The 12103-nt window shown below is 65.3% G+C and carries 15 protein-coding genes and 1 pseudogene; 9 read left to right on the forward strand and 7 right to left on the reverse strand.

Annotation, left to right across the window (positions count from 1 at the left end; translation table 11 throughout):
- The first annotated feature begins 553 nt into the window (after window positions 1–553).
- On the forward strand, window positions 554–898 hold the full coding sequence (locus OIU93_RS19050) for a hypothetical protein (protein ID WP_264271637.1): 345 nt from the start codon (window positions 554–556) through the stop codon (window positions 896–898).
- A gap of 309 nt (window positions 899–1207) precedes the next feature.
- Here the strand turns inward: OIU93_RS19050 and OIU93_RS19055 are convergent, their stop codons facing one another.
- The 5 genes from OIU93_RS19055 to OIU93_RS19075 form a co-directional block, all read right to left on the reverse strand.
- Window positions 1208–1558, reverse strand: coding sequence for a helix-turn-helix transcriptional regulator (locus OIU93_RS19055; RefSeq protein ID WP_264271638.1), 351 nt, complete (start codon window positions 1556–1558; stop codon window positions 1208–1210).
- Complete coding sequence (locus OIU93_RS19060; protein WP_264271639.1) at window positions 1555–2676, reverse strand: site-specific integrase; 1122 nt, start codon at window positions 2674–2676, stop codon at window positions 1555–1557. Before OIU93_RS19060 ends, OIU93_RS19055 begins: the two co-directional genes overlap by 4 nt.
- Before the next feature lie 300 nt (window positions 2677–2976).
- Window positions 2977–3348, reverse strand: a complete 372-nt coding sequence (locus tag OIU93_RS19065) for a hypothetical protein (RefSeq protein ID WP_264271640.1) — start codon at window positions 3346–3348, stop codon at window positions 2977–2979.
- On the reverse strand, window positions 3349–3840 hold the full coding sequence (locus tag OIU93_RS19070) for a J domain-containing protein (RefSeq protein ID WP_372342971.1): 492 nt from the start codon (window positions 3838–3840) through the stop codon (window positions 3349–3351).
- A gap of 141 nt (window positions 3841–3981) precedes the next feature.
- Window positions 3982–4404 (reverse strand): Hsp20/alpha crystallin family protein, encoded by a 423-nt coding sequence (locus tag OIU93_RS19075; RefSeq protein ID WP_264271641.1) that lies wholly within the window; start codon window positions 4402–4404, stop codon window positions 3982–3984.
- A 179-nt stretch (window positions 4405–4583) separates the two neighbouring features.
- Here OIU93_RS19075 and OIU93_RS19080 point away from each other — a divergent pair, with 179 nt between their 5' ends.
- Window positions 4584–4859, forward strand: a complete 276-nt coding sequence (locus OIU93_RS19080) for a MerR family transcriptional regulator (RefSeq protein ID WP_372342972.1) — start codon at window positions 4584–4586, stop codon at window positions 4857–4859.
- A gap of 458 nt (window positions 4860–5317) precedes the next feature.
- Window positions 5318–6196, forward strand: a complete 879-nt coding sequence (locus tag OIU93_RS19085; protein ID WP_264271643.1) for an alpha/beta hydrolase fold domain-containing protein — start codon at window positions 5318–5320, stop codon at window positions 6194–6196.
- Window positions 6197–6277: 81 nt separating this feature from the next.
- On the opposite strand, the gene OIU93_RS19090 is transcribed toward OIU93_RS19085, so the two are convergent.
- The gene (locus tag OIU93_RS19090; protein WP_264271644.1) at window positions 6278–6637 is read right to left on the reverse strand and encodes a hypothetical protein; all 360 of its coding nucleotides are present in this window, start codon (window positions 6635–6637) and stop codon (window positions 6278–6280) included.
- Window positions 6638–7190: 553 nt separating this feature from the next.
- Between OIU93_RS19090 and OIU93_RS19095 the strand changes: the two genes are divergently transcribed.
- Window positions 7191–7412 carry a helix-turn-helix domain-containing protein gene (locus OIU93_RS19095; RefSeq protein WP_264271645.1) on the forward strand — a complete coding sequence of 74 codons (222 nt, stop codon included), beginning with the start codon at window positions 7191–7193 and terminating at the stop codon, window positions 7410–7412.
- 258 nt (window positions 7413–7670) lie between these two features.
- Here OIU93_RS19095 and OIU93_RS19100 read toward each other — a convergent pair whose 3' ends face one another.
- A complete protein-coding gene (locus tag OIU93_RS19100) occupies window positions 7671–8402 on the reverse strand; it encodes a GAF and ANTAR domain-containing protein (RefSeq protein WP_264271646.1) in 732 nt (243 codons plus the stop codon).
- Between the two features lie 593 nt (window positions 8403–8995).
- Between OIU93_RS19100 and OIU93_RS19105 the strand changes: the two genes are divergently transcribed.
- From OIU93_RS19105 to OIU93_RS19125, 5 genes and pseudogenes are all read left to right on the forward strand, one after another.
- Window positions 8996–9484, forward strand: coding sequence for a DUF4383 domain-containing protein (locus tag OIU93_RS19105; RefSeq protein ID WP_264271647.1), 489 nt, complete (start codon window positions 8996–8998; stop codon window positions 9482–9484).
- A gap of 14 nt (window positions 9485–9498) precedes the next feature.
- Window positions 9499–9792, forward strand: a complete 294-nt coding sequence (locus OIU93_RS19110) for a hypothetical protein (RefSeq protein ID WP_264271648.1) — start codon at window positions 9499–9501, stop codon at window positions 9790–9792.
- A 355-nt stretch (window positions 9793–10147) separates the two neighbouring features.
- Window positions 10148–10336, forward strand: coding sequence for a helix-turn-helix domain-containing protein (locus OIU93_RS19115; protein ID WP_372342973.1), 189 nt, complete (start codon window positions 10148–10150; stop codon window positions 10334–10336).
- 319 nt (window positions 10337–10655) lie between these two features.
- Window positions 10656–10943 (forward strand): annotated as a pseudogene (locus OIU93_RS19120) (DUF4193 family protein); the annotation flags it as partial.
- A 685-nt stretch (window positions 10944–11628) separates the two neighbouring features.
- Entirely contained in the window at window positions 11629–12057 is a 429-nt protein-coding gene (locus tag OIU93_RS19125) for an Hsp20/alpha crystallin family protein (protein ID WP_264271650.1), read from the forward strand.
- The last annotated feature ends 46 nt before the right edge of the window (window positions 12058–12103 follow it).

Here is a 12103-nt window from a genome sequence, read left to right on the forward strand (position 1 = left end):
GTAGCAGTAGTCGCAGAGAGGTTTCCCCTGCGCCCGACCCACCACAATCCGGTGCCGTCCACAGTCTGAGCATGGCTCGGGTTTGCGCGAGCACCGGCCACAGATGGCTATTCCCTGGTCATTGCGGGTGGCGGCTCGGTCTTGTGTGCCACAAAGCGCGCAGGATTCCTTCTGGCGTGAGCACTCGTGGCACCGTGCCCGGGAAGTGCCGGCGAACAAGCACGGTTTTTGTCGCTTGCATCCGGGACAGTAGTCGATGCGGTGCTTGGGCCGACATTTGGAACAGACCGGTCCGTCCGGTCCGTTCCAGGCCACATACCGCCGTTGCCCACACTCGATGCATGTGGCCATGCGGTCAGGCAGTTTCTTCATGCACGTTTGGCAGATTCCGGTCCCGTCAGCGGCGTGCAGCACCAGTATCTGGTCCCTCCCGCATTGGGAGCAGGCCTCCCTTTTGCTCGCGGAATAGCACCTGGCGCAACAACGCAATCCTCCCAAGATATGGGCCAGGGTCGCTTCCCGGCCGCACCGCCCACAGGCCACGGGAGTCACCATGACGCCGGCCTTCTCCAACGCGGCGTGGAATCTCAGGAACAACACCGATCCCGCCGCAGGCTGGGCAAACCACTGCTCGGACCGGGTGTTCAATTCCAGGGAAAGCCTGAGGATGTCTCCTGCTTTCCAAGTGCTGTGCACCGTCGCGGCCACGGCCTCGAACTGGCGTGCGGTGATGCCGCATCCGCTGCCGAGCACGGCGGATCTGAACACGGCCGCCACCTGCCCCAGCTGCCCCTCCCAGCAAGTGCCGCACCATTCCTGCCCGTCCACCACGGCGCGCCGCTTACGCCGTTGCCCGCAGCGCGAGCACTCGATGTGCACGCGGCGGTCTCGTGAATAGCACGCAGCGCAGATGCCGTGCGCCCCTAAACGGTTCCGCAGCGTCCGTTCCTCGTGGCAGCGGTGGCATCGCGGGTGTTTGAGCGTGGTGGCTCCGTCTTGAATCAGTTGGTTAATGATGGTGCCCAAGCTTGAGGGCATCGTATTGTCCGCGGAGGTCAGAAGCCCGATGTCATTCTGCAAGACCGAGAGCAGTTTGGAGACCGCGGGCCGTGCTGCCACGGTCCGCGCCACGACTTGGAGAATCCGGAGCCGGGGAAGATTGGGTTCTACCCTATGAATAAGTTCGGCAATGTCGTCAAGGGCGTCCTCACGCTTCATGGCCGGGAACAATGTTGGCACGCTTGGGACGGAACCCTTCTTTCCGCAGGAAATCCGCCGTTCCCGCGGTGTCTTGATCCTCTGTACCGGTCTTGGCAGATGGATGACGGAGTTCGACGCGTTGAACCAGGTCATCGGCGCTGCAATCGAAAATGTCCATGAGTGCCACCAAGACATGCAGGTTCAATCGTTCGGGTTTCTCCGTGGCAAGGCGGTAGGTCTGGCTTGAGGACAATTCGATTCCGCGTTCTTTTAGCTCACGATTGAGCTTGGTGGTGGTGAACATTCCCGCGGCAGCCATGAGTTCCCTCAACCGCCATTCGTACCCGATCGTTTTCATGTTGTGCCTTCCGTGCTGGGTGATTCCGGCAAGAGCTTGGCCAGTGCCTGTTGCATCATTTTGTTGGCGAAGTCACCGCTGACAGCGGTGTAGATCGCCGTGGTGGATTGGTAGGCGTGGCCGACTTGTTGCTGCACGAAGACCGGATCGATCCCCGATTCGATCAGGTGGGTCACGTAACTGTGCCGCAGGCAGTGCGGCGAAAGGGCCTGTTCCAGGCCCAGACCGTCACGTAGTTGTCCAAAGGTTTTGCGCAGTTCATGTGTGCTGGTGCGGGTTCCCCGTTCGGTGACCCACAGGGCATTGGAATCCTTGGTGCGCACTTGCGGCCAAACGTTCTCCACATAGTCGCGTACGGCATCAACCGCCCACGGGTGCAGGGACATGACCGAGCGTCGTTTGGGGGCCGAGCCCGCCGAGGATTTGCCGTGACGGACTTGCAAGACGCCGAAGCGCCCGAATTCCGGGTGGTGCGGGTTGGCGTAGAAGTCGTTGACGTCCAGCTGCACGGCTTCGTTGATGCGAAGGCCCCACCCGTAGATCACCTTCAGCATCGTGGAATCACGATATGCCGGCACCGCTCCCTTGCGTCGTGCGGCGATGCAGTCCTCGACCTTTTCATCCGCCCGGTCCAGGAGTTGTTGGATCTCCATTCGGCTCATGGGCCGGCGCCCGGGCCGGCCCTCATATTCCTGCAGGTGTGCCACGCTGTTCCATTCGTGGCACACCTGGGACGGGTAGTTTCCAAAGCGGGAGGAGCATTCTTCAACCCAGCCATAGTGCTCGGAACACAGGTAGCTGCAAAACTCCCTCACCGCGTACTGGTAGGTGCGAATCGTCGAGGGAGCCAGTTGCTTGACGGCCACCAGATGCATCATCCACTCGTCAAAATCGCCGGCGCTCCAGTTCCAAGGCCAGTCATTGGTAAACGCCTGAAACTGCGAAATCTGGCTCACCGTGCCTCGCACCGAGGATTCCTTCAGGTTCCGTCCGCCACGCTGGCGCATCTGCCAGCCCTCCAGCATGGCAGTGAAAACCGATTCTGCTTCGTTCAGGAAGGAGACACCCGGCAAAAGCGACAGCGAGGCAGAGCCCGGCGGTACTCCCCGATCAGCCACAATAATCTCCCGTCTAATACACTATTCCTGCATTAGACGGGAGATTTTTCTCGATGTCCAGAGCGTTCCGCCCTTTTCATCGGGTCAATGTTAGACAACAATGGCAATAACACCCCTTGTGCGGTCGGTAATCTCCCGTTTAACGGAATAGCACCGCCTACGGGCTGTGTACTCAACCCTTCCCGTCGACCTAAACATACTCCCGCTGCGCGCCCATGGCCCACGCGCCGGTGCAAAGAGTTTCATGGGGGTCATCGGTCCCGTGGTCCCGGTCCCCGCCCATGTTGGCGGGAACCGGGATCAGCGATCGACGGTGCCTGCGATGAAGGCCCTGGCATGGCCAACGGCCTTGGTGAACGCGTCGTTGCGCAGGGCGATGTCCTCCAGGTGGTGGGATTCGACATATCCGGTGACACCGGGGCGCAGCAACCAGATGCCCCCGGCCGGGGGCAGGTAGAACATGGCGAAGGTCCGGTGGGCGTCATCGTCTGCCCAGATCGGAACCACCGCCAGCGCAGCCCCGGTATCGATGTTGATCCACTGGGCCCGAGGCATGGGCTGGTCCTGGACTTCCGGGTCCAAGAAAGGTGCGCTCCCCTTGCCCCAGCGTTCCTCGAAGCGTTCGTGGAAAGCCGGCAGCAGCGGCGAATCGTAGCGTCGCCATGCACTCATCTAGATGCGCCTCCTGGTCGGTGGATCCCACCGCAACGGGGAAACACCCAGGTATTCTCCGCCACCCGATCTCGAGCCCGGGGTGGAGACCCGAGGGAACCCGGTAGCGGAAGGCTGGGCGATGGGGGGAGGCACCAGGTGTTCCCGGTCATAGCGGGCACGCCGTATTGGATCGGCCAAGACTGCATGGGCCTCCATGGCTCGTTGAAGCAGCACACCGTGCCGGCCCGCGTCCTCCACCGATGCCGGAGGATGGCGCGTGTCGGGGTGGTGGTGGCGCAGCTGGGACCGATAAGCCCGGGCAATGTCCCCCGGTGAGGCATGGGGATCCAGACCCAACACCGAATAGTAATCAGGAAAACCGCTCACCGTATGTCGCACTTTCGTCTCGTCGCTACGGGCTCCGGCAATGCCGGGCCCTGTTCTGGTGCCCACGGGTGAAAGCCGTTGCTCCCGGGCGGCACGGCCCGGGAGCAACGGTGCCGAAAACATTCCGTGGGGGCCGTCCTTGTTCGCGCCTTCCGGCGCAATGGCGGGCCCAGCGGCTCACGCCCATTTCCCAACAGGTGGGCAGCCTCCGGACGCTTCCGGCGTGGCGGGGGATGCCAGGGGCATCTCCCGCGCCCCGGTCGCCTAGGCGTCCAGCGCTTGGCGATCGGTGCTTGCGGAAGTGATTTCGATCTTGCGTGGCTTTGCCTTCTCGGCCACCGGGATGTGCAGGCGAAGCACCCCTGCGTCGTAGGCGGCCTCAATGTTCTCCGTATCGAGGTTTTCGCCCAGGACCAGCTGTCGGCTGAACACGCCCCGGGGCCGCTCGGAGGCAAGCAGGTCCAGGTCCTTGTCCAGTGCCGGCCGTTCGGCCTTGATGGTCACCACGTTGCGTTCCACATCCAGGTCGATCGAATCCGGGTCGATGCCGGGCAAATCGAATTCCACCTCAAACTTGTCCCCGTCGCGCCATGCATCCATGGCCATGGCCGCCGGACGGGTCGGGGTCCCGAAAACCTGCTCGGCAAGCCGGTCGAGGTCGCGGAACGGGTCTGTACGCATCAACATGGCTATTGCACTCCTTTTCCGTGTCGTTTCGAGCCATCTCTGGTTGTTGCCTATCCCTCGATATCTGTATCGACGGATATACAATTTTTATAACACAGGCAGGTCGCCCGTGCAAGAAGCATGCGGCAGGAAATTGGAAGGGATTCGTGATGTCTACCAAGGATGCGAAGGCGAGGGGTGTGTATGCGATTTCAGTGGCCGCGGAGCTGGTGGGAACGGGTCAGCAAAACCTCCGGATGTATGAGCGCAAGGGGCTGCTGGAACCGGGACGCACCGAAGGCGGCACCCGGCTGTATAGCGATGCCGATGTGGCCAGGCTGCGACGGATCGCCGAACTCCTGGCGCTGGGGCTGAACGTTGCGGGCATCGGACTGGTCCTGGAGCTGGAAGCGGAAAACGAATCCCTGCGAAGGGAAATCTCCCGCAGCCGGGCCGGCTCCGGCAAGGGCTCTTGAGGTCCCTTGAGCCGGTGCCGTGCAGGCCCTATCTTGGTTTCCCCCCAAGGAGTTGATTCACGGTACGTAGGAGGACGAACATGGGTGAAGTCTTCGAACCACTGGATCCCGTCGATGCCCAGGCCCTTGCCCAAGAGACGATGAGTCCAGGGGATGCCCGGCGGTGGGTGCCCCCGATCCCGAAAGGGTTCAGGACGGCCAGCGGCTCGTGGTGGTGGAGGACCGGCGGGCGGGCGCAACCGGGCAGGACCCGGGTCCCGGCGAGACTCCAGGTCCCGAAGCGGCTCCGGGCAGCGAGGAGGACGCGGATCCGGCACCCTCGGGAAGGGGGGCCGCCGGGACACCAGCGTGAATCCGCCGGCATTTACCCCGGCGCCGCCGGCCCGGTGGCCGCGGGGATCGTGGACACCGCCATCCCTTCGTCCCCGGGGGTTTCTGTACCCAGCCTGGCCAGCCGGATGGTGCCGCCTCTTTTGACGGCACTGGGGTACCGGCACCGGTTTGCCAGCCCCCAGGCCACCGCGGACCTCGTGGCGGCGCGCCGCTTGCGCCCCCGCGCGTACGGGCCACCTCGCCTGCTGCCCCGCGGCGTGGACATCGAGGTCGATGAGGAGGGCGGCTGGCCCCTGTATGAGGTGCGAGCCTCCGCAGGCCCTGGACAACCGCGCATCGTCTATCTCCACGGGGGTTCGTGGATCAACCAAATATCCCCACTCCATTGGCAACTGATCCTCAGGCTCGCCGCAGACACCGGGTCCCGGGTCCTGGTCCCCATCTACCCCCTGGCTCCGCGAGGCACCGCGGCGAGCGTGGTCCCGCAGGTTGCCGACCTGCTCCGGCGCCTTGCCGCCACCCACGGCGCCGGCCACGTATCGGTGGTCGGCGATTCGGCCGGCGGCCAGATCGCCCTCTCCGCCGCACTGCTGCTGCGCGACCTCGGGGTGGCCCTAGCCCACACGGTGCTCATCTCCCCGGCACTTGATCTGAGCCTTCGCAATCCGGCCATCGACGTCCTGGAAGCACAGGAGAAGTGGCTGGTCCGACCCGGCCTGCATGCCGCTGCGGATCTTTGGCGCGATGGGCTCCGGTGGGAAGACCCTATCGTGAGCCCCCTGTTCGGACAGATGGCCGGCCTCGGCCCGCTCACCGTGTTTGCCGGCACCCGCGACATCACCCACCCGGATTGCGAACTCCTGGTGTCCAAGGCCCGCGCGGCCGGGGTGCACACCGAATTCCACCAGGCAACGGGCATGGTCCACGTCTACCCGCTGCTGCCCATCCCCGAGGGGCGTGCCGCCCGACGAACCATGGCCCGGATCCTGGGCGAGCAGCACTAGACCCTGCCACCAGCAGGTGGCGGGGTGGCGGGGTTCTTGCACCGGCGGCAAGGTCACCGGGCCCGGGGACCTGCAGCCACGTCAGTCCCGGTGGTCTGTTCTGCGGACGGACGCCTCGCCCGGATACTCCTCCGGATGCGACAGGATATAGTCCCAGCGCCGGGCGATTTCGATATCGGAAGGCCGGAGGAGCCGACGAATCCCGTGCAGGACCGGCACCAGCAAGAGCATGAAGACGAAGAACGGCACGGAACCCGCGGCGGCGGAGCCAGGCTCCAGAAAGGCAAACATTTCACGGACCACGACCCAGGCGACCCCACCAGCGATGCCCACATACCTGGCCATGCGCAGGATTTCCTCGAAGGTGAAAGGCCACGCGTCCAACCCGATGGAGAAAGGCTGAACATAGTATTTGCTGGCTTTTCCCCGTTTCCGTTTCATGACGCGTCTCCTCCAGGAGGATTGGTGTCCCTAAATTTTCCCGTGTGATCCCATGCAGCGTCAAGGAACGTCCCGCCAAGAATGCGACCCGGCAGTGGTGCGCACGCGGCCGGTGGACGCCGGGTTTGCAACAGGCCAAAGGTAAACCCCCACGGCCGCACGCCTGGGGGGCGGGCGCGGACGCGAGGGCCTCTGATCCCGTCCGACGGTCTCTTGGGAATGGCACTTCCGGACGAAGTTTCCACATTACCCAAACACCCCGACGGGGGAAAAAGGCGCATGCGCACTGGCCTGCGAACGACGGTACGGGGCCCCCGCCACGAGGGCCCGTACCTTCGGTGCAGGGATCGAACGGGGGCGAGGTGGTCCACGGTGTCCGTGAACCCATGCCCGCCGTGGGGGGAAGCGGTCCGCCGGACGGGTGAGCAAAACCTTGATACGCCGCCGAACCCGGACCTACCATGGGAATCCACACCGGGCTTCCGGGACGGAGGCCCGGTCGAAAACAGCCGTTCAGCCGGGGGGAAGACGGCCACATGGATTAAGGGATGAAATGCTCGAGCCACAGGACCCCGGGGACACCGACTACCTGAGAGTGGCCGAGGCCGCCGCGGCGATGAACGTGCCAAGAATGACCGTCTACGAACTGGTGCACCAGGGCAAGCTGCCGGTGGTGAGCTTCGGCAAGTCATACCGGGTTCCCGCCCAGGCCGTGCAGGAGTACCTGGCCGCCGCCCGGCACCCGGCACCGGCTTACCTGCACGCGCCGATCTAGCACAGGACGGCAGGCACCCCAGGAGGTTCGCCATGGTGGCCGGCAATACTGTCTCCCTGGTTTGCCGTGGCGAAATCCCGGGCCGCCCCTCCCCGACCGGGTAGGGCCCGAACGGGGAACGCCGTCGGGGGCCGGCGGGACACGTCACTGCCAGCGGGGCGGGAACGGAATTTCGAGGGCGCCGACAATGGCCCCTGCAAGGGACCGGAGGCCGCACCATCCGCCCGGTCCTTCCCCCCCATCCGGCACGGGCGGGGACTAGGTTTCGAAGTGGGTGGAGTGCGTTTGGGTGCCGGTGGATCCGATGACTCCCGCTGCCACGTCCCGCAGCTTGATGTTGCGGCTGTTGGACGCGGACCGCAGGATGCCGAAGGCATCCTCCGGGCTGCACCGGTTTTGCCCCATGATGATGCCCACGGCCAGGTCGATGGTGGTCCGGGTCTTCAGCGCTTCCAGCAGGTCCGCCGCCTGCTCGCGGTGCTTGGCCAGCTTGACGGCCAGGGCCAGCGCGCCGGAGGCTCTGGCCGCGTAGTCCTGGGCAGTCTGGATCTCTTGGGGGCCGAACGCCGAGGGGAGGGTCGAGTAGAGGTTCAGGGCCGCAGCGTCCCCGTCCCCGAGCTCGAACGGCACGGCGAGGATGGAGCGGATGCCGTGAGAGAGCACCTGCTCGGCGTAGCCCGGCCAGCGGTCATCGACGTGCAGGTCGGGGACCTGGACCACGACGTGGTTGCGGGCCGCTGTCAGGCACGGGCCGTTGCGCAGGTCGTATTGGATCTCGTCCAGCTCCTGGGCCTCCGGGCTGCTGCTGGCCACGGTCCCGGCTCGTTTCCTACGCACCAAGGTAATCCCGCACAGCATCCGCTCCGGCTCCGTGGAGAGCTCGTGCACGGCCATGTGTGCCAGGGCATTGAGGAATACCTCGATCTCCTCGGTTTCCAGGACCTTGCCGTAAAGGTACTCGCTGACGCTGGTAAACGAATCCCCGTCCACCGTTCATCCCCCGTCTGTGGGTTCGCGCAGCCGGGACAAAGCACGCTGCGCCCGTGTCCCACCACCTTGTCACAGCGACCGGCACCGTAGAAGGCCCGCAGGGCCCCAACATCGAACCCTGTCCGGCGCATGCTCGCCCGCCCGGGACAGCGGCCCTGGCAGCTCCGAACGAACGAGAGCGTCTTCCCCTGGCGGTGAAGCTTTCGTAAAATGGGGATCGGCGGCAAGCAGCGTCCGACCTCCCACCCGGGGCCCCGGCCCCGACGGCTCCCCGCGGAGACCCTATGGTCGTATCCACCGCCCCACCCCCGTCCCCGGTCGTGCCGCTGCCGCCAGTGGACGGGGACCCAAGACCCTGGGTCTTCACCCCCCATGCATCCTCCCCCCGGTTCCACGGGTCTGTCCGCCGGCCGGGACCTGCTGCCCGGCTGCGGCCCCGCATCTTCCCTGGCAGGACACCCCACGGGTCCGACCGCCATCGGTAACGAGGACCCACCGGTCTCCCGGCGTCCCGCCAAGGAATGCTTCACCGTCCGGCAGGGCCGAGCATCGGGGACGCCAACCAGGAAAACCACCCCTGAAAGGACAACACCATGACCGGCAATGCTGCTGCACACAGCGCCACCGAACGCACCCACGTCCAGAAGGCGGCCTTGGCCGTCGGCGCAGTTTTCCTGCTCGTCGGCATCCTGGGCTTCATTCCCGGAATCACCACCAACTACGACCAGCTCTCCTTCGCGAGCCACCATTCCGAGGCGATGCTGCTGGGCGTGTTCCAGGTGTCCATCCTGCACAACATCGTGCACCTGCTCTTTGGTGTCGCGGGCATCGCCATGGCCAGGACCCGGAGCGCTGCACGGAGCTACCTGCTCTGGGGCGGGGTCATCTACCTGCTGCTGTGGATCTACGGGCTGGTCATCGACCACGACAGCAACGCAAACTTCGTGCCCGTGAACAACGCCGACAACTGGCTGCACCTGGTCCTGGGCCTCGCCATGGTTGCCCTCGCCGTGCTGCTGACCCGAGACAGGGAGGGAGGCACCCGCAGGACCGCACACCCGAACCGGAGAAGGACCCTTTGACTGGAGGTCGAACCATGAGCACACAGGAAGAACTCAAGACGCTGGTGATCAACGAGATCGAGGTGCTCCCCTCGGGACGCTTCCTCTACCTGGTCCACCATGCGGGGACGGGACGGGACCTGGGTTCGATCCGCCTCTGCGAGGACCATCGAATGGAGGCCGTCACCCGCAACGGGCGCCTCGCCGGGGTGCACAGGACCCTGGAGGAAGCCGTGGATTCCCTGTCCCTGGCTGCGACCACCGATCGAAGAATGCCTGCCGGCAATGCCGTCGTGTGCATCACCGAACCAGGCCCGTCCCGCACCTAATAAGCCTCCGCCAATCCACCGCAAGACAAGGAGAACCGTGCCGACACCTGACGCAGCCAGGTTTCCCCAGCTCGACGATAGCGAAAAAACCGATGGCTTGGCCCTCTGCCACGGTCCGGGGATGCCTCTCCCTGGACCCACGCGGCTGACACCCGCCGCTTGGGTCGCCCTGGGGACACCTGCGCACGGAATTGAAGTGCGACCCCTGGCACCAAGGGCTGCCTGGTCCTGAGATGGGACCCACGTTGCACCAGGGGTTGAAGGTGTACGTGGGATCAGCTGTCCGCTGGGGGAAGTCGGGCACCATGACAGGGAATGCAATGGTTGACTCGAAAAGCTTCGAGGACGCCACTACCTGACAGTCGCCGAGGTCGCCTTGGCGATGCGCGTCTCAAAGATGACCGTCCACCGTTTGGCGCACCAGGGGGAACTGCCGGCGGTGCGCTTCGGCCGGTCCTACCGGGTTCCCGAACAGGCCGTGAAAGAGTACCTGGTCGCCGAGCAACACGCGGCGGCCCCGTCCCTCCGCCGCGCGACCACCTAGCCGCGCGACCACCTGGCCGGAGCCGCGCCGCCCATGGAGTGCATGCCAGGATCCTGCATTTTCCGGGCCCGGTTGCGTAACACGGTCTTGTCTGTGCGCAGGACCCTGGGGGGGCATGCCAACCATTAGGTGGAGTCCCGAACCTGCACGGGATCGATGGACCATCGAGGGCCTCGGCGGGCTCAACGGCCGGACGATTCGCCGCATCCGGCCCGTCCCGAATCCCGTCCTGCCTGCCCGTTGCCCCTCCCGCCCCCAAGGTCTACACTCTCGACACCACCCAGATTTGCCCGGAGGATAGACCAGGGCCCAGGATTACGACGAGGCCCGCCCGGAGGTGGCCGAAGTTTCCGAACGCGACTTGAAAACCGTCCGGCAATTGAATGCTCCCGGTGCCAGGGACGGGCAGGAAGACCTGGAGGAAGCGGACCTTTCGGAGGTCAGCGAGCTTCCCGGGGCGATCGTGCTCGAGGAGCTCGTGGTCGAGGTTGTCCACCAGGCACCCGATGAGTTGGTCTGCGGGGAATGCTTCTCCCTCCGGCACCGCAGCCAGGTCGCCAGGGAGTTCGATGGCGTGAAGGTCTGCCGCGATTGCGCGGAACCCTAGCATCCCCGGCCCCAAGCGACGAAACGACCCAATCATTCGGCAACCCGGGGAACACACGCGGGGATCGGGCTCGGGAACCGGGCCCTGCGGGTCCCGCACCCGGGGTACGGACCCGGGACGGGGTTCGCGGATCCGCACCCGAGGAACGGTCTGGAATGCCGTGCGGCTCCGGGTTTGCTAGTTGCCCGTGCTCACGCCGGTTCGCGTCCCCACCGGTTCCCGTCCCCGCCTGCCGCGGTGTCACCCGCCGCGGCGGGCGAGCTCTTCCCGGAGCACCTGGTTTTCGGCCTCCAGGCCCAGCAGGGCGGATGCCGGCGAGGTTCACCCCAACCCTCGGCAGCGCGGATATCCGGCACAGGGTTCCCCGGTCGTACTCGCTGTACTGCCGGGTCCCGCCGGCGGTCCGCGCGGTCCCCGTCAGCCCGCGGGGCTCATCGAACCGCAAGGTCCTGCTGCCCGGTCCCGGCCAGCTCAGCCGCCACCGAGATGCCGTAGACACCCGCGCCAACGCATCCATGGCCATCGGGACGGGGGTCCCGGGATCGGGGATGGCCATGACCGTGCTTCCAATTTTTTTCGGGTTACCCTCTTGCAGCATTCTATCCGCAGTGCTATAAAAAATCTGTACCCGCTGAAGAAGATCCGGCGGGGCCGACAGCAAGCAAGACCATGAAGGAGAGGAACCATGTTGATGAGCACCGACCCGTTCCGCGCCCTCGACAGGCTCGCCGAGCAGGTGTTCGGAACCACGGCCCGGCCCGCAGCGATGAGCATGGACGCCTGGCGCGAGGCGGACGTGTTCCACGTCGAATTCGACCTACCGGGAGTTGACCGCGGCTCGATCGACCTGGACGTGGAGAACAACGTCGTGACGGTCAAGGCCGAACGCGGCGCCCTGGACGGTGAGGGCACGAAGGAGATCCTTGCGGCCGAACGCCCCCGCGGGGTGTTCAGCCGGCAACTGGTGCTGGGCGATAACCTGGACACCGGGCACATCGAGGCCAGCTACGACACCGGCGTGCTGCGGTTGCGGATCCCGGTGGCCGAACAGGCCAAACCGCGCAAGATCGCCATCACTTCCAACGCGCAGGAACAGCACTCCATCAACGCCTAAGGAGGACGGTGTCCCAAAACGGGGACGGCATCTTCCCGGCCGCCCG

The organism is Paeniglutamicibacter sp. ZC-3 (assembly GCF_025847175.2).
Taxonomy (GTDB): Bacteria; Actinomycetota; Actinomycetes; order Actinomycetales; family Micrococcaceae; genus Paeniglutamicibacter; species Paeniglutamicibacter sulfureus.

Excerpts from the sequence above, each read along its gene's own strand:
- OIU93_RS19050 (WP_264271637.1), top strand. The coding sequence starts at position 554 with ATGACGCCGGCCTTCTCCAACGCGGCGTGGAATCTCAGGAACAACACC.
- OIU93_RS19055 (WP_264271638.1), bottom strand. The coding sequence starts at position 1,558 with ATGAAAACGATCGGGTACGAATGGCGGTTGAGGGAACTCATGGCTGCC.
- OIU93_RS19065 (WP_264271640.1), bottom strand. The coding sequence starts at position 3,348 with ATGAGTGCATGGCGACGCTACGATTCGCCGCTGCTGCCGGCTTTCCAC.
- OIU93_RS19070 (WP_372342971.1), bottom strand. The coding sequence starts at position 3,840 with ATGTTTTCGGCACCGTTGCTCCCGGGCCGTGCCGCCCGGGAGCAACGG.
- OIU93_RS19075 (WP_264271641.1), bottom strand. The coding sequence starts at position 4,404 with ATGTTGATGCGTACAGACCCGTTCCGCGACCTCGACCGGCTTGCCGAG.
- OIU93_RS19085 (WP_264271643.1), top strand. The coding sequence starts at position 5,318 with ATGGTGCCGCCTCTTTTGACGGCACTGGGGTACCGGCACCGGTTTGCC.
- OIU93_RS19090 (WP_264271644.1), bottom strand. The coding sequence starts at position 6,637 with ATGAAACGGAAACGGGGAAAAGCCAGCAAATACTATGTTCAGCCTTTC.
- OIU93_RS19095 (WP_264271645.1), top strand. The coding sequence starts at position 7,191 with ATGCTCGAGCCACAGGACCCCGGGGACACCGACTACCTGAGAGTGGCC.
- OIU93_RS19105 (WP_264271647.1), top strand. The coding sequence starts at position 8,996 with ATGACCGGCAATGCTGCTGCACACAGCGCCACCGAACGCACCCACGTC.
- OIU93_RS19110 (WP_264271648.1), top strand. The coding sequence starts at position 9,499 with ATGAGCACACAGGAAGAACTCAAGACGCTGGTGATCAACGAGATCGAG.
- OIU93_RS19125 (WP_264271650.1), top strand. The coding sequence starts at position 11,629 with ATGTTGATGAGCACCGACCCGTTCCGCGCCCTCGACAGGCTCGCCGAG.